The 15,918-nt window shown below is 71.9% G+C and carries 14 protein-coding genes; 4 read left to right on the top strand and 10 right to left on the bottom strand.

The window, feature by feature from the left end; translation table 11 throughout:
• Positions 1–178: 178 nt before the first annotated feature.
• Complete coding sequence (locus AB0F82_RS16595) at positions 179–607, bottom strand: DUF5640 domain-containing protein (RefSeq protein ID WP_362627961.1); 429 nt, start codon at positions 605–607, stop codon at positions 179–181.
• A 450-nt stretch (positions 608–1,057) separates the two neighbouring features.
• A complete protein-coding gene (locus tag AB0F82_RS16590) occupies positions 1,058–1,966 on the bottom strand; it encodes a GlxA family transcriptional regulator (protein WP_362628337.1) in 909 nt (302 codons plus the stop codon).
• Between the two features lie 130 nt (positions 1,967–2,096).
• On the opposite strand from AB0F82_RS16590, the gene AB0F82_RS16585 reads away from it, so the two are divergent.
• On the top strand, positions 2,097–2,690 hold the full coding sequence (locus AB0F82_RS16585; protein WP_362627958.1) for an MBL fold metallo-hydrolase: 594 nt from the start codon (positions 2,097–2,099) through the stop codon (positions 2,688–2,690).
• Positions 2,691–2,711: 21 nt separating this feature from the next.
• On the opposite strand, the gene AB0F82_RS16580 is transcribed toward AB0F82_RS16585, so the two are convergent.
• From AB0F82_RS16580 to AB0F82_RS16570, 3 genes are all read right to left on the bottom strand, one after another.
• Positions 2,712–3,389, bottom strand: a complete 678-nt coding sequence (locus AB0F82_RS16580; protein ID WP_362627955.1) for an esterase/lipase family protein — start codon at positions 3,387–3,389, stop codon at positions 2,712–2,714.
• Between the two features lie 408 nt (positions 3,390–3,797).
• Positions 3,798–4,385: a hypothetical protein gene (locus tag AB0F82_RS16575; protein ID WP_362627952.1), complete on the bottom strand. Its 588-nt coding sequence runs from the start codon at positions 4,383–4,385 to the stop codon at positions 3,798–3,800.
• Positions 4,386–4,596: 211 nt separating this feature from the next.
• A complete protein-coding gene (locus tag AB0F82_RS16570; protein WP_362627950.1) occupies positions 4,597–6,204 on the bottom strand; it encodes a hypothetical protein in 1,608 nt (535 codons plus the stop codon).
• Between the two features lie 866 nt (positions 6,205–7,070).
• On the opposite strand from AB0F82_RS16570, the gene AB0F82_RS16565 reads away from it, so the two are divergent.
• On the top strand, positions 7,071–8,336 hold the full coding sequence (locus tag AB0F82_RS16565; RefSeq protein ID WP_362627947.1) for a cation:proton antiporter: 1,266 nt from the start codon (positions 7,071–7,073) through the stop codon (positions 8,334–8,336).
• Positions 8,337–8,639: 303 nt separating this feature from the next.
• On the opposite strand, the gene AB0F82_RS16560 is transcribed toward AB0F82_RS16565, so the two are convergent.
• The 4 genes from AB0F82_RS16560 to AB0F82_RS16545 all read right to left on the bottom strand — a co-directional run bounded on the left by AB0F82_RS16560 (position 8,640) and on the right by AB0F82_RS16545 (position 11,449).
• Positions 8,640–8,924, bottom strand: coding sequence for a hypothetical protein (locus AB0F82_RS16560; protein WP_362627944.1), 285 nt, complete (start codon positions 8,922–8,924; stop codon positions 8,640–8,642).
• 217 nt (positions 8,925–9,141) lie between these two features.
• On the bottom strand, positions 9,142–9,348 hold the full coding sequence (locus tag AB0F82_RS16555; protein ID WP_362627941.1) for a hypothetical protein: 207 nt from the start codon (positions 9,346–9,348) through the stop codon (positions 9,142–9,144).
• 635 nt (positions 9,349–9,983) lie between these two features.
• Positions 9,984–10,442, bottom strand: a complete 459-nt coding sequence (locus AB0F82_RS16550; protein WP_362627938.1) for a hypothetical protein — start codon at positions 10,440–10,442, stop codon at positions 9,984–9,986.
• 353 nt (positions 10,443–10,795) lie between these two features.
• Positions 10,796–11,449 carry a MerR family transcriptional regulator gene (locus AB0F82_RS16545; protein WP_362627935.1) on the bottom strand — a complete coding sequence of 218 codons (654 nt, stop codon included), beginning with the start codon at positions 11,447–11,449 and terminating at the stop codon, positions 10,796–10,798.
• A 133-nt stretch (positions 11,450–11,582) separates the two neighbouring features.
• On the opposite strand from AB0F82_RS16545, the gene AB0F82_RS16540 reads away from it, so the two are divergent.
• The gene (locus AB0F82_RS16540) at positions 11,583–13,007 is read left to right on the top strand and encodes a YhgE/Pip domain-containing protein (protein ID WP_362627932.1); all 1,425 of its coding nucleotides are present in this window, start codon (positions 11,583–11,585) and stop codon (positions 13,005–13,007) included.
• A gap of 124 nt (positions 13,008–13,131) precedes the next feature.
• On the top strand, positions 13,132–15,180 hold the full coding sequence (locus AB0F82_RS16535; protein ID WP_362627929.1) for a protein kinase domain-containing protein: 2,049 nt from the start codon (positions 13,132–13,134) through the stop codon (positions 15,178–15,180).
• A gap of 64 nt (positions 15,181–15,244) precedes the next feature.
• Here AB0F82_RS16535 and AB0F82_RS16530 read toward each other — a convergent pair whose 3' ends face one another.
• Positions 15,245–15,859: a TetR/AcrR family transcriptional regulator gene (locus AB0F82_RS16530; protein WP_362627927.1), complete on the bottom strand. Its 615-nt coding sequence runs from the start codon at positions 15,857–15,859 to the stop codon at positions 15,245–15,247.
• Positions 15,860–15,918 lie beyond the last annotated feature (59 nt).

The following is a 15,918-nucleotide window of genomic DNA, read 5'->3' as shown; positions in this document are numbered from 1 at the left end:
CGGCCGAAGACGGCCGTCTGGATGAGGCGTCGACCCATCAAGCTCCGTTGCGTGATGTCACACGCCCTGGTGGCTCTTTTCAGGTGGTTGCACGGCTCCCATGCCACGCACACGCCCCCCGGACGCCGCCAGAAGGCGGGGCTCCGCCCCGGGGGAAAAAGAGACGCCGATCGACGGGTCAGCCGAACGGGACGTAGCTCTCTCCGTTGAGGAACAGGTACCCCTGGGGGCCGATCCCCCACAGGTAGTTCTGCGATCCCCCCTCGGTGGAGATGGTGAGCTGGTTTCCCTCGACCGTGAAGCGGCCGACGGTGCTCGTGCCCCAGATGTCCATCCTGCACGAGCCGTCCGGGTAGAAGCTGTACACCGAGGACTTGAAGCCGTCAGAGCTGCCTCCGCTCCAACTTCCGATCAGCGCGGCCGGAACGCCGGTGCCCCCGCCCCGGTCGTCGGAGACGCCGCCGCCCGACACACCAGGACCGTCGTAGCCACCAGTGCCACCAGTGCCACCCCCGCCCCCGCCCCCACTCCCGTTGCAGGCGCCGAGGGTGAGCAGTGCGCAGAGCAGCGCGCCGGATACTGCCGCCGAGCGTCGGGCCTTGCTCATGGAACCTCCAAGCGCTGCGGTGAGCGTTCAGCCCACCGTCGATCCAGCTGCGTCCGAGCGCAAGGAGACGACAGAAAGTAGCGCATAGCGACCGGTTGTGACCGTCTGAGCCATGCCTCCGGACCGTAGGCAAGCTGACCGGCCAAGCCAACGAAGCGGAAGCAGAGCCAGAACCCGAGTCGTGGTTCCGGCTCAGGTGGTGTGCCCGTGCACTGGGGGCGACCGCTGTAGTGCGTGTTGACATCCGGTGCCACCGCCGAAGTGCATGGTGCCGGGGAGTCGACTCCCCAAACAGCGTCGGGCGCCTGCGCCCGCCGTGAGCTGCTCTCCAACGGCTGTCGGCACGCGGGCGACGTCCCCGGCCTCCATGGCTTCGTCCGCGGCTGCCGCATCACCGTCGTGGCGTCCGACCACTCGCCCCTCGCCGCCCGACTGGCCCGTCATGTTCGTTCACGGCGTGTTGGTAAAGGAGCGGCGGTAGGAGCGGGGCGGCACTCCTCGGCGGCGCACGAACTGTTCCCGCAGGATGGCCGCACTTCCGTACCCGACGCGGTGGGCGATCTCCTCGACGGGCAGGTCCGTGGTCTCCAGTAGCTCCTCGGCGCTGCTCAGGCGCAGGTTCCGCAGCCAGGCGTGGGGGGTGGTGCCGGTCGCGGCGGTGAAGCGGCGGGCGAAGGAGCGTTTGCTCATCACGGCACGCCGGGCCAGTTCCGCGACGGGAAGCGGCTCGTGCAGGTTCGCGCGGGCCCACGCGAGTACCTCGGCGAGTCGCTCGTCGCCGCAGTCTTCTGGGACGGGGACGGCCAGGTACTGTGCCTGCCCGCCGTCGCGGTGGGAGGGCAGCACCGCGTCACGGGCCACCGCGTTGGCCACCGCGGCTCCGTACTCCCTCCGCAGCAGGTGCAGGCAGAGGTCGAAGCCCGCGGCGGCTCCGGCGCCCGTGAGGATGTGTCCTTCGTCGATGTAGAGGGCATCGGGTTCTACGGAGACTTCGGGGTGGTGGCGGGCGAGCAGTTCGGCGAACCGCCAGTGGGTGGTGGCCCGGCGGCCGTCGAGCAGTCCGGCGGCAGCGAGCGCGAATACGCCGACGCAGTGGGCCGCTACCAGCGAGCCGCGCTCGTGTGAGGCCGACAGCGCGTCGAGCACAGCGGGAGCGGGTGGCGTGCGGAACCCGGCCCACGGCAGGGCGATCACAAGATCGGCTGAGGCGAGCCGGTCCAGGCCTTGCGCGATGGTGAGCGGCACGCCCAGGTCAGTGGGGACCGGCCCGGGCCGGTCTGTACACAAGGTGAAGTCGAAGCCGGGCAGTTCCTCACCGTGCGGGCCGAAGACCTCGGTGACGATGCCGACCGCGAGCATGCCGACTCCGGGCGGGGCGTATGCGGCGACGGACACGAAGGGAGGCACGCGTGCAGTGTGGCACTAATCCTGCGATCAGTGGCAGCTGCGCCACTCGTGAACGACCGGCCTGACCACAAGGATTGGGGACATGACAGACGCACCGCTCGGCCGCAGCGCCGTGTACACGATCCTGACCACCGGATACGTCGGCTCCACCGGCCCTGGAGTCGCCGCCACGGTTTCCTACATATCCGACGCCGGCCGACATGTGATCTTCGACCCGGGCATGGTGGCGAGCCCCGACCTCATCCTCGCCCCGCTCGCCGGGTTGGGGCTCGAGCCCGACGACATCACCGATGTGGTGCTGAGCCACCACCACCCGGACAACACCATGAACGTGGGCCTGTTCAGGCAGGCCCGGGTGCACGATCACAAGGTGGAATACCTCGGCGATCAGTGGACAAACCGGGATGCCGAGGGCTACGAACTGACCCCGTCGCTGCGGATGATCCGCACTCCGGGCCACAGCACCGAGGACATCACCCTGCTGGCGGGCACGGACACGGGCGTGGTCGCCTTCGCCGGTGACCTGTGGTGGCACGCGAACGGCCCGGCGGACGACCCGGTAGCCCCCGACCGTGACGTCTTGCGCGCCTCCCGTCTCCGGGTGCTGGCGGCCGCAAACCTGATCGTGCCCGGCCACGGCGGCCCGTTCAGGGCGGACGACACCACGCCACGCTAGTCGTCCGGGTCGGGATTCCGTTCAGAGTCTGCCCCCGCGCCGCGTATGCGGTGAAGCGCACCTGACCGCACATCTGGTCGCCCGTTTCCTTTCGAGCGGAGCATGAGGGGACAGCAAGAACGGCAGGGACGTTGCCCGATGGCGCGACAGGCCAGGCGCAGGCCTCAGGATCTCGGCAAGAATGAGCAGGCCACCGTCGCCCAATGGTTGGGCGACCGTGTCCGGTCGCATCTCGACGCATGGAGCGCCGGCGCACAGGCGGGCGGCGTGGGTGCCGTGGTTGGGGCCCGCCAGGGAAACCCACGCGTCGACCTTGTCTGCGCCGCCCAGGTGCTTGAGGTAGTGGCGGGAGGACAGGGAGCCCATCGAGTGGGTGACGATGTCGACCTTGGTGGCGCCCGTACGACTCAGGACACGGTCGATCTCCTCGGCAAGCTCCTCGGCGGTGGTGGCATTGGACTGTGTGTAGTTGTAGCTCCACTGGTCCAGGTGGCTCTGCGGCCAGCCGTCGGTCTGGAGTCGGGCGGCCATGGACTGCCACGGTGAAGAGTCCGGGTTCCAGCCGTGCACGAACACGACCGGATCGGGGGTGAGCGCCTTGGCCTGGATGCCATGCGCGGGTGCGGGAGAGGCGGTGGGAAGCAGCGGCATGAGGGCAAGGAGGAGTACCTGCGCGCTCCGTACCAGTTCTTTGATCACGCCCCGGTGCGTAGCGTGCCGCCGGGCTGATCCTGAAGGGCGCTCCCCGCGTACTCACTCGCCCGGAGTCAGGAATTCACCGCAGAAACGTGACGGCGCAGGACGGCCAACTTCACGCCGCTGGGCCCGGCTGCCTCCCCTTGCTCCGGTGACGACCTGGGGGGTGGAGCCGCGGGGCCGGCACGGGAGCACACCCTGCTTCCGGCCCTCACGCCCCCACCTGCAAGCCCGTCCGCTCCCCCGGGCGCCCGGGCCGCATCCGCTCTGTTCAGCTGCGGCCGGCCACCGCCACACCGCCGGACCTGGAATCAGGTGGGACAAGCGCTCCCGCACAGAGCCGGCCAACTCGGCCGGGCCAAGGCGCCGGGAGGGTGGGGAGGGTGGGGAGGGTGGGCTTCTCTGCGAGGGTCAGCCGATGCGGACGGTGATCTCGGGGAGGGGTATGTCGGCAAGGTTCAGCTGGAGCCCGGTCAGGGTCAGGTAGGTCTGCGAGTCGGTCAAGGTGGAGGTGGTGGACGGCGCCTGGGTCTTCCCGCGCGTGCTCACCAGCAGGTACCAGCCCCCGCGCTTGTAGCTGCGGGAGGCGTCGGAGCGGTCGCCGTTCGGGTTGGGGTTCAGCGTCCAGCCTTGGCGTTCCAGGTCGGCGCCGATCGCGTTCATCTCCGCTTGCGCGGCGGTGTTCTCGCGGACGGCCACCCAGCCCGTCCTGTTCGAGTTGGCGCCGGCCGCGACGGTCGGGCGGCCCTGCGACGGGTCGAGGCCAGCCGCGCTGACCGCGGTCCGGATCACCTCGTCCACGGCGTCCCGTGTGAGGGGCGGTGACGTGGACTCCGGTGTGGGCGCCGCCGTGGACGGGGACGGGGTCGGCGCGGGCGCGCCCAGGTGGATGCGCCCGTCGTCGTACATCTGGATGTGGTCCGGCAGGACCCCGGCGGCCAGGCTCACGATCAAGGCCGTGGCCAGCCCGATCCACACCCTCTTCAACAGCGCGTTCAACGCGAAACTCCCCCCGAGTGATCATTCAGAGGGAGTCTCACACATACTCCTCGGGCGTCCGGCGCCCGGTCCGGATCAGGCGGTGGACAGGGCGCGTTCAGCGTCACGGGTCGGCCATCGGCCGGCATGCGGCCGGCGCCGTCCCCGCCGCCGGTACAGCGCTGCCTGCCCGGCATGACCACCTGCGGCCCCCACGTCTTGGTGGAGACCGTCAGCCCCGGGACCCCGAGCCCTCGGGCTTCACGGCCCCGCGTCCCGAACGGCCACCGGGTCCGGGGCCGGGCCTCGGGTCGGTCGCCGGGGAACCGGGCCGTGCGGCGGGACCGAGATAGGCGCGGTAGCCGTTCATTCCCGGCAGTTCCGGCAGCTCGTACGGGCGCCAGGTGCGGGCCCAGGCGGGTACCGGCGCGCGGCCCGTGACCAGCACAGCGGTCGGCCGGGTACGGGCGAGGGCGGCCAGGGCGGCGGCGCTGATACTGCCGTCGTGGCCGCCGTAGAGCTGGCGGGAGGCGCACCCTGTACGGAAACCGACCCGGACGGCCTCCTCGCCGCTGACCACGCACGGCGCACGCATGCCCTGGCGGCGCAGCGCGTCTGCCACGGCGCCGAAGGCCGCATGGGTCGTACGACTGCGGGCGGCCAGCTTGGCGGTGATCATCAGCTGGAGCGTGAGGTGCGCGGCCAGCGCGAGGCAGATGGTGCCGAAGAGGACGGGCTTGGAGCGGGCGGTGGCGAACAGGCGGGCGAGGGCCACGGCCACGGGGAGCGAGAGCAGCGCGTACGCGGGGAGCAGGAAGCGGGGGGCGGCGTACCCCACGAACAGCAGGTAGGGGGTCGCCATCGACAGCCCGGTCACGGCGGCCACGGCCGTCGCGCGGCCGGGCGTCCGGCCGCTCCGGTACGCGATGGCCACGCCTGCCGTGGCGAACAGGGGCAGGGACAGCCACCACAGGGAGGTGACCGGCTGGGTCCACGGGATGTCGCAGGGGCGGCAGAGTGTGCGGCCGCCGAGGGCGCGCAGGTGGTCGCTGAACGAGGGACTCCAGCCCAACCCGCCCTGGATCTCGCCGGCGCGGTGGAGGCGGGCCAGGAGGCCGCCGTAGTGCAGCCGGGCCTCCACGATCCAGGGCGCGGCGCCGAGTGCGGCCCCCGCCGCGAGCGCCACCAGGCGGGCGGGCTTGTGCGGGCCGGGCAGCAGAGCTGTCGCGCAGGCCGTCGGGAGGACGAGCCACACGGCGTCCGAGGGTCGCATGAGGGCGGCAAGGGCGACTGCGACGGTGATCCCGGCGAGCGCGAGGCGGTCGCCGGGATCGCGGGCGGCTCTCAGGGCACAGCCCGTGGCCGCCAGCGCGGCGATGGCCACCCAGAGGTTGGGCATGGCCTGCGGGCCGTAGAACAGGCTGACCCACAGGCCGGCGAAGAGCGCTCCGGCCAGAGTGAGGGCGCGCAGGGGCAGCAGCCTGCGCCAGGCCCACAGTGCCGCCAGGAGGCCCGCTGCCGAGAGCAGGGCGAGGAAGACCCGCAGGGCGGGCACGGAGGGGGTGAGCGCCACGAGGGGGGCCACGAGGTAGCTGATCCCGCGGGCGCGCGGGGCGCTGAAAAACGCGGCTGGGGTGTCCGGCGAGACCTGGCTGACGTAGACGGTCTCGTCCCACCCGAGCCCCGTGCCGGGCGCCATGAACGCCATCTGGGCCAGCGCGTAGGCGGCGGCGACGCTGCCCAGCGCGGCAAAGTCCTTTCGGCGCGGCCTTTGTGGGAGGCGCTCGGCGCCGCGGCCATCCGGTGGGCTGGGCGCCGTGACGGAACGTTGGGCGGCCATGGGCCGGACCTCCCGAGGAGCGGTGGCAGAAGCACTGCCACGCTGACGCGTGCGTCGGCCCTTCGCCAGTCGGCTCGGGCACCCGGCTCAACCGGTCCGTCCGCAGCGGCTGCGGATCTCGTGGATGCGTTAGTCGGGCCCGACCGGGGCGAGGTGGCGGCGCAGTGGCAGCGCCGTTGGCGGGCACGCCAACGGGAAGCGAGCGCCTTCGAGCCGGACGTCGACGCAGACAGCCTCTCAAGGGGCAGACCGGCCCACCCACACCGGGTGGACGCCGTCGCCGCGGGTGCACATGACCGCCAGGTCCGCGCCCGGGCTGCCGCCGTCGAGGTGCATGCCGGCTCCGCAATCCGCGAGCTTGTCGGCCTTCGGGAACCTGCCGGTTCTCCGGCTCCAGCTGGTCCCGCAGATCCTGCCAAACCCCGGCGTCGGCGAAAGCGCCCGTTGCCCCGTCCGTGCCGAAGCCGAAGGCTTCTCCGGTGAACGCCGGCCGGAGCGTGTCGTCACCCGGCGGCCCGAGCGCCATCTCCCCAGGCCGCCACGGTGGCGTCGCCGAGCTGCAGCCGGACGGCCGCGACCTCCTCGCAAGACCCATGGCCATGATCTGTGACCTCGACCAGAGGCTCCTTCACCGGGTACGTGCCCCGGCGGCACGGCCACCCTGATGCTCGGCGCCTCGTCCCAGCCCTGGGGGCAGGCCACCGCGCTCCCCCGCTTGGGGGAGCTGCGCGGGACCTCCGTTGTGGTGACGGACGGGGCGGATCGTGACCATGGCGGCCGCCCGAGAGCCGCGGGAGGGGACGAGACCCCGCCACGCCTCCGCCGCCCGCCGTGTGAAGGTGTCCGGTTGGGACAGTATGGGAGGGGTGACGCTCTCCGATGCGGTGTACCTGGCCTTGGGGATCGGTGCGCTCGGCGCGGCCGTCCTGCCCCGGCTCGTCTTTCGCCGGCCACTGTCCATGCCGATGGTGTTCCTCGCCGCCGGCGCCCTCGTGGCGGTGCTGCCGTTCTCGGTGCCGGTGGTTGATCCGCAGCGGCAGCGGCTGTGGGTGGAGCACGCCACCGAGGTGTGCGTGATCGTGTCCCTGATGGGAGCCGGACTGGCCCTCAACCGGGCGGTCGGCCGACGCAGCTGGATGGGCACGTGGCGGCTGCTCGGCATCAGCCTGCCTCTGACGATCGCCGGGATGGCTGTGATCGCGGCCGTCGTGCTCGACTGGCCGCTCGCGCCGGCGCTGTTGCTGGGGGCAGTGTTGTCGCCGACGGACCCGGTGCTCGCGGCGGAGGTGCGGGTGGGTGAGCCGACCGACGAGGACGACGACGAGGACGAGGTCCGGTTCTGCCTCACCTCCGAAGCGGGCCTGAACGACGGACTCGCCTTCCCGTTCGTGCTCGCCGCCCTCGCCCTCGCCGCGGTCCCCGCCGGGCAGTCCGCGACCGCCTGGATCACGAACTGGGTTCTCGTCGACGTCCTGGCCCGGATCGCGATCGGGGTGACCGTCGGCCTTCTGGCGGGATGGCTGCTGGGGCTGATGTTCTTCCGGGCCCGCCCTTCGGCTTTGCGGCTCTCCGAGCACATGGAGGGGTTCGTCGCCCTCGGTGCCACGTTCACGGCGTACGGAGCGACCGAACTGCTGCGGGGCTACGGATTTCTGGCCGTCTTCGTCACCGCCTGCACGATCCGGGCAGCCGAACGCAGCCACGGCTACCACAAGGTCCTGCACGAGTTCACCGAGCAGATCGAACGGCTGCTGACCGCCTTTCTGCTCTTCCTCCTCGGCGGCTACCTCGTCGCGGACGCTCTGCCCTCGCTCACCTGGCGGGAAGCCGTGGTGGCACTGGTGCTCGTCCTGATCGTCCGGCCCGCCGCCGGCTGGGCGGGCCTGCTGGGCAGCGCGGCCGGCCGTCGTGAACGCATCGTCACGGCCGTGTTCGGTATCCGCGGTATCGGCTCCCTGTTCTACCTCGCCCACGCCCTCGGACAGAGCGACCACTTCGGCTCTCACGAACGGCAGCTTTGGGCCGTCGTCACTTTCACCGTCATGCTGTCCGTCCTCCTGCACGGCGCCACCGCCACCCCCGTCATCCACCGCCTGGACAGGCTCCGTGACGTCTCCCCCGGGCCTCCGTGAGCCGGGCGTGATCTCGGCGGTAACGGAACACTCGGGCCGGGGGGTACCGCCCCTTCGTGGTGCTTCGAGGGTTGCCCTCCACCCGCTCACTGCGGCCCCGATGTCGGATCCGACCAGTACGGGGCCACCTTCACGGCCGCCACCTGGTCAGGCGCGTCCGTCCACTGGACACTTCGCCTGTCACCGGCACACCGGCACACCGGCCGGCACGTCGACGGTGCAATTGACCGAGCAGCGGCTGACGCAGCCGCCGAGAATGAGCGCGCCGCGGGCACGCGCCGGGGTGGTTTCCAGGCCGGCCCCTCACGACTCCACGTCGCGGACCGCGATCAGTTCGACCGCTGCCCCAGAAGATTCCAGCAGGGGTGCGGCGGCGGCACGCCGGGGGTCAGCCCGGTACGCATCGAGGTATTCGGGGGCAGGAAAGGTCACGAGGTGGGCCTCAACCCGGTCGTCCGGAGTGCGCAGTCTTCGCTGGAGGTGCCCTCCGTGCTCGGCAAGGAGCGGTAAGACGGCGCTCTCGTAGGCGTCGAACGCCTCCATGCCTCCTTCCGGTAGCCGCGCGAGCATCAAGTAAGTGACGGTCATGACTCCCCACACACAGCGTTCCGAGGACAGTTGTCTTCCGAGACCAGCGGGGGACCCGCCCCCGCAACACCGGCCTGTCAGCGCCCCTCGGGGGCGCCCACGAGGACTGCACCCGAGCACCTCAGCCGCAGAGCGCCCGGCTTCCGCGCGCCGGCGTTGGCGGCGTTGGCGGCGTTGGCGGCGAGCACCGAGTAGCGGCCCCGCGGTCGGCGCGACTTCAGATCTCGTCGCCTTCCGGCGGGGCCGGTTCGGCCGGCGGTCCGGCGGCAAGCAGTCGTTCGACGGCGGCAGTTACGTGGGCGGCGAGGTCGGCCGCGTCCGGCACCGCTTCCGCAGCGCCGTCCACGTAGTTCACGATCGCGGCTTCGATGACCGTACGCAGGGCTTCGCTGTCGGTACCGGTCGTGGGGACGGGGTGGTTCATGGGCTGCTCCTCGGCACGGGACGGGGCCGGGCGGTCGGGTCAGGTCAGGTCAGGTCATGCCAGGCCGGCGAACGCGCCCATCCTCCCTCATTCTTCGGCGGGCCGCCTGGGTGGAGGTTCAGCGCAACAGGCGGACGGGACAAGCCCCGAGCGGGGGCGCGGTCAGCCGCCGCCGCATCTTCGCCCCGTCCGGGACGCACCGCGCCGCGCTTTGCCGGCTTCCTTGCTCGCATGCGTGCTCCTTCAGGCCTCCGACGCCGTAGTCACACCAGACACCGACCACGCGGTCATGGGGCCGGTGACCTGACAGATGCCGCCGGATGGAGCGGCTGCGGCCGTTCCTGCCATTCTGCCGTTCAGGGACGGCCGTAGCGGCTGGTGGCGGGGGGTCCCCCTGCGGACGACGGCCGGGCCGCCGCCCCCGCGCCGAGACCTTGCGGGCGCGTGGGCGTCCGAGCGGTCGCTGTGGGACACCTCGTGGTCCTCCGCGTCCTCCGCGTGGCCGAGCGGCAGGGGGACGTCCCCGGCAGCGGGCGCGGGTCCGGGCGCCTGGTCGTGGGCGGTGGTGCAGGCGGGAACACGGGATTCAGGTACGGCCGGCGCCCCAGCACGGCCCCTTCCTATGAGGAATCCTGTTACGCCTCCGGCTTTGCCGCAGCGACCGGGTCCTCTGACTCGTACCAGGGCCGGAGCTGGAGGTACTTCGCCTTCATGGCCGGCCCGAGATGCCTCTCGATCCCGAACCCGGGTTCCCCCTCGTACGGAAGGTCGTAGAGGAACGACGTCACGATGACCTCGATCGCACCCGGCACGCGACGCCGCGTCTCCTCCTCCAGGAACGCCAGGACCCCGCGCCAGGCAGGACCGTCCGGGTCACCCTCCCCCAGATACGAGCGCACGGTGTCCTGCACGACGTCCCAGAAGAACACGTGCGCGAGCACCCCGTTCTCGTTGCACACGTGGCACTCGTAGGCGTCTTCGAATCCGGGCACCTGAGCAACCAGATCGTCCACGAGCCGTACACCGGCAGCAGCCTTCTCGGGAACCCCGTGCGCCTTGCGGTCTCTTCGCTCTTCGTTGTCACCGGCCGTCATGTGCCGGGACGCTATCCGATCGCATGTGGTGGTCGGCCGTGGAGGTAGCAGACCCTGGCAGTCGCCCCTCGCCCCTCGCCACGCGCTACGACAAGCGCGAGCAGGTACGTCCGTCTGCCTCGGCACCGCCACAGCAGCAGCCGATGCCGCCACCCGCGGCGCCGCCTGCGCCGGCCCGGCCGGGCGTAGCGGTGTTCTTCCCACTTGCCGAGGGTCCCTGGCTGCTCCAGCCCGGCGCCCGTCGGCGCCTCCTCCTTCGGCCCGCCCAGCCCGAGGACCCGCCCCCGCCGGCTCCTCCGGGGCTTGCTGGGGGCAGGTCGCGGTGTCGTGCCCGGGCGCCCTTCATTGAGACGCTAGCCAGGCGCACCCGCGGCGCGGCGCCTGACCTGGTCTTCCTGGGCAAGGCGTCGCAGCAGTTCGAACACCGGGGCGCAGACCGCCAGGACGACGACCGCCCGTTCCGCCAGCGACACGGGGTCCTCGATGCCGACCGCGCGCTCCAGGTCCAGCCGGGCCACAGACTCCGCCAGCCGTGCGTAGGCGGCGAGCTCACCCGGGGCGTACTGCGCGTCCAGCCGCCGCAGTTCCTTCAGTGCCGCCGTCAGCCCTTGCACGTGCGGGGACGTCCCAGGCACCTGCCACTCCAGGGCGGCGAGCAGCTCAGCCACTTCGGCCCCGGCGGTCGTGTCGCCCTCGCTCGACTCCCCGGCGTTCGCTGCGGGCCGGGCCGCTCCCGGCACCGGCAGTGCGTAGCTGACCGCCCCGAGGGCCCCCTCGACGCCTTGAGCCTGGTCGACGGCCCCGAGCACGTCACGGGTGGCGGCGATCGACAGGCCGCCGAGCGTCGTCAGTGCCTTGATCAGCCGTAGCCGTTGTGCGTGCTCCTCCCCGTACTCGGCCAGGGTCGCGGCCGTCGCCCGCCCTGCGGGCAGCAGGCCCTGCCGCAGGAAGTACTTGATGCTGGCGACCGGTACGCCCGTCCGCCGGCTGAGCTCCGAGATCTTCATTGCGGCTTCCCTGCTGGTCGTGCGGTCCGGCGCCCGGCACCCGGCGCCCGGCGCCCGGCATCGAGCTCCGGCGATTGGACACCACAACAAGATACTGCCACTATCCAGTAGCTGGATAGTCAAAGTATCCAGTATGGAAACGCAGCTCAGCCGCACCGGAGAATCGATGCCTCAGCCCACGCCGCCCCCCTCCGTGCTCCGCCGACCCCAGCTGTGGATCGGAACGGGACTCATCGCCGCAGTGGTCTCGATGGTGTTCGCCCTGCTCTACGTCGGCGGCAACCTCGACCCCAGGGGCGATCTGCGCGACCTGCCCGTGGCCCTGGTCAACGCGGACCGCGGGGCCGACACCGGCGGCCGCCACGTCAACCTGGGCGAGCAGGTCGTCTCCGGGATCCAGAAGGCGGCCAAGGGCGACAAGAGCATCGACTGGCAGGTCGTGAGCCGCGAGGAGGCCGACACACGGCTGGGCAAGGGCAAGCTCTTCGGCGCCCTCGTCATCCCCGACGACTTCTCGACCACGGTGACCGGGCTCACGGGCCAGCAGCCCGCGCCCCAGGGCAAGGCCGCCCCGCCGACCCTGACCGTGCTGACCAACCAGGCCGCCGGCAGCATCGGTTCCTCCATGGCCTCGCAGGCTGCGCAGAAGGCCGCCCACGCCGCCTCCACGCAACTCGGCCAAGAGCTCCTCAAGCAGGCCGGCTCCCAGAAGACCCCGCTCCCGACTGCCGCCCAGCTCAAGCTGGCCGACCCGGTGACCGTGGCCGTCGCCGACGGCCACCCCGTCGGGTCCCGCAGCGCCATGGGACTGAGCGCCTTCTACTACGCGCTGGTCCTGGTCGTCTGCGGCATGCTCGGTGCCAACGTGGTCAACTCCCAGGTCGATACCGCGCTCGGCTACCTGCACACCGACTTCGGTCCCTTCCGCAAGCGCGAACCCGTCCAGCACACCAGCCGCGTCCGCACCCTGGCCATCGGCATGGCTCTCATGCTCGGCCTGTCACTGGTCATGGGCACCCTGGTGGAGGTCGCCACGGTCGGCATCCTCGACATGGACGCCTCCCACCTGGGCCTGCTGTGGCTCTACTCCGTCGCCACGATCGCGGTCGTCGGCATCGGCAGCCTGGCCCTGTTCGCCGCTTTCGGAACCCCGGGCATGCTGCTGGCCACCATCGTCTTCATCGCGATGGCCGTCCCCTCCTCCGGCGCGACCGTGCCCGTCCAGGCGCTGCCCGGGTTCTTCCGCGCCCTCGCCGAGTTCGAGCCGCTGCGCCAGATCACCGAGGGGCTCCGCTCCCTGCTCTATTACGGGGCCCAGGCCGACGCGGGGCTCACCCGGGCGTGGGCGTCCATGGGCGCCGCTCTTGTCGCAGCGCTGCTCTTCGGCTTCCTCATCACCCACCTCTACGACCGTCGGGGACTGCACCGCATCCCCCGCCCCCAGACCGAGGGCAAGGCCGAGACCGGGGCCGGGACCGGGGCCGAGACCGGGGCCGGGTCGGCGGCCCCCGCCGAAGCCTCGGAGTCCCCGGAGGCCGGCGCACCGGCCACGGCCTGATTCGTCCTCGCCCGGCCGTCGAAAGGCACGTCGGCCGGGCCCCGCGCGGGACCGGCTTGACTGGTGGACGGCGCGACAGGTAGGGAGAGGCTGTTCATCGCGCAAGGTGTGAAACGGGGGACATATGAAGCCGCTCGAATCGGGCGATCCGACTTCGCTCGGCGACGGCCGCTACCGGCTGGTGGGACGGCTCGGCCAAGGTGGCATGGGGGTGGTCTACCTGGGCCGCTCCCGGTCCGGCCGTGCGGTCGCCGTCAAGGTCGTACGCCCTGAACTGAGCACCGAGCCCGGGTTCAGGCGCAGGTTCGCCGACGAGGTCGCGGCGGCGCGGCGGGTCGGCGGCTTCCACACCGCGCCGGTGGTCGACGCCGACCCGGACGGGGAGCCGGCCTGGCTGGTGACGGCCTTCGTGCCCGGACCCACCCTGCAAGCAGTACTCGCGCGCGTCGGATCGCTGCCTCCGGACACGCTCACCGTCCTGGCGGCCGGCCTGGCCGAGGCCTTGGAGGCGATCCACCGGGCGGGGGTCATCCACCGCGACCTGAAGCCCGCGAACATCATCGTCGCGGAGGACGGGCCCCGCGTCATCGACTTCGGCATCGCGCGCGCCCTGGACGGAACGTCCCTGACACAGACCGGCATACAGGTCGGCACGCCGGGGTTCCTGGCACCCGAACAGCTCACCGGCGGTGGGGTGGTCACCCCTGCGGTCGACATGTTCGCTTTGGGGGTGGTGCTCACCCAGGCTGCCGGCGGCGCCCCCTTCGGCGACGGGCCGTCCGCAGCCAGGCACTACAAGGTGGTGTACGAGGAGCCGGACCTGAGCGCGGTGCCCGCTGGACTGCGCGAGGCCGTCGGCGCCTGTCTTTCCAAGGACCCGGCGGCAAGGCCCACACCGGCTGCGTTCCTCGCCACCCTCACCGTCCGCCACCCGGACGGCGACTCCTGGCTGCCCGATGCGGCAACCCAGCTGCTCCCGCCCCCGGAGCCGGCGGCAAGCCCCACCGCGCCGGACAGCCCGTCCGAACCCCGGCAGGGCCCGCCCGTAGCGAACAGCGCCCCGCACGGCGTCGCGGAGCCCCGTACGGAACAGCCGCGCACGGTGACGGGACCCGCAGCGCGGCTCTCCCCCCTGCCCCAGCCCGTAGCCGTGCACGAGGCGCAGGCGGATGCGGACGGGCCCCGGCGCCGCCGCGCCGTCGGGGCGGCAGTGCTCGTGATGTCCCTCGTCGCCGCCGGCCTGTTCGTGTGGCAGCCCTGGAACGACTCCGCCAAGGACAATTCCAAGGGCGGCGCCGCCACGCCCACCGGCTCCGCCCCCTCTCCCGCCCCGGACTCGTTCCCCGCCGAACCCCTGCTGGTCCGGCAGGACACCGCCCCGGGCTGGCCGGGGACGTGCCACGGCGTCATCGCCCGGCGGGACGCCGCGACGGAGAAGCCCGTGCAGCTCATCCCGGGAGGCGAGGGCGGCGCATGCGACGTCCTGCCCCAGTGGTCCCCGGACCGCAAGTCGTTCGCGTTCACCCGCAGCACACCGGAGGGCACGGCCGTCTGGACCGCCAAGGCCGACGGCTCGAACGCGCGCCGGATCACCTCCATCGCCGGCGGCCGCGTGTCCTGGTCGCCGGACGGCAGCCGGCTCGCCGTGCTCCGCATGAAGGACGGCGTGCAGCAGCTGTTCGTGGTCGGCGTCGCCGACGGCTCCGCCCGCCAGCTCACCTCGGGCAAGGGCCAGGTCGAGGATCCCGCGTGGTCGCCGGACGGCAAGAGCATCGTGGTGTGCCTGCAGACAGAGCCCGAGAACTGGCAGATCCACGTGGTCGACCCCGCCGCTCCGGGCCGCGCCCCCCAGCAGGTGACCCGGCTGCCCCACCCGGCACTGGACCCGGTGTGGTCCCCCGACGGCGCCACTTTCGCCTACACGGCGGGCACCTACGGCACGGGCACTCAGGGCGACATCCGCCTCGTGAACGCCGACGGCAGTGGCGACCGTGAACTCGTGGCCACCGGCGCCCATGAGATGGACCCCGCCTGGTCCGTCGACGGCAGGTGGGTGGCGTTCGTCCGCGGCCCCTACGAGCAGCCTGTGGTCTGGGCCGTGCGCAAGGACAAGACCGGGGAGCGCGCACTCACCGCGGGTGCCGCCTCCGAGGGGCACCCCGCCTGGCGCTGAGCGCGGCGTCGGCCGAGCGCCAGGTGCGGCTGCACTCGGTTCGGCGCGCGTGGTGGGTCTCGGGTCATGGAGTCGGCAGTGCGTGGGCGTGGGCGGCGGCCAGGGCGACGTCCACCGCGCGGTCGGCGGTGGTCTCGTCGACCGGTTCGCCGGTGAACACCAGGCGGAAGTAGATCGGCGCGACAAGGGCTTTGAGGAGTTCGCCGGGGTCGGTGTCCGTGGGCAGTTCGCCGCGCTCGACGGCTCGGCCGACGACGGGTTCCGCGCGGCGGAAGCGGTCCTCGAAGAGGGCGCGTTTGATCTCGGCGAGCTGGGTCGTGCGCGCAGCGTCCGAGAGGGCTGTAGTGAGGAGGGCTCGGCCCGCGCTCGTGGTCATGGTCGCCACTAGGGAGCGGGCCAGGGCGCGCAGGTCGTCCTTCACCGCGCCGGTGTCGGGGATCGGGATGTCGGTGGCGAAGTGGTGGGCCAGTGCGTCCGCGACGAGGCCGTCGGAGGTCTTCCAGTTCCGGTAGATCGTCGTCTTGTGTACGCCGGCCCGTTGGGCGACGGCGTCGACGGTCAGCGCGGCGTACCCGGTTTCCGTGAGCTCGGTGATGGTGGCCCCCAGTACGGCGGCGCGCATCTTGCTGCCGCGCCCGACGGTGGGGCCGCGCTGTGAGGTGGGCTCGACAGGCTTCATTGCAACTCCCAGTTGCGTTACTGGCGGGACATGCGGCATCGTGCAGCAGCATATTGCAA

This window comes from Streptomyces virginiae, from assembly GCF_040638905.1.
Lineage (GTDB): Bacteria > Actinomycetota > Actinomycetes > Streptomycetales > Streptomycetaceae > Streptomyces > Streptomyces virginiae_B.
The sequence above is the reverse complement of the archived record's forward strand: the minus strand, read 5'-3'. Positions and strand labels throughout refer to the sequence as shown.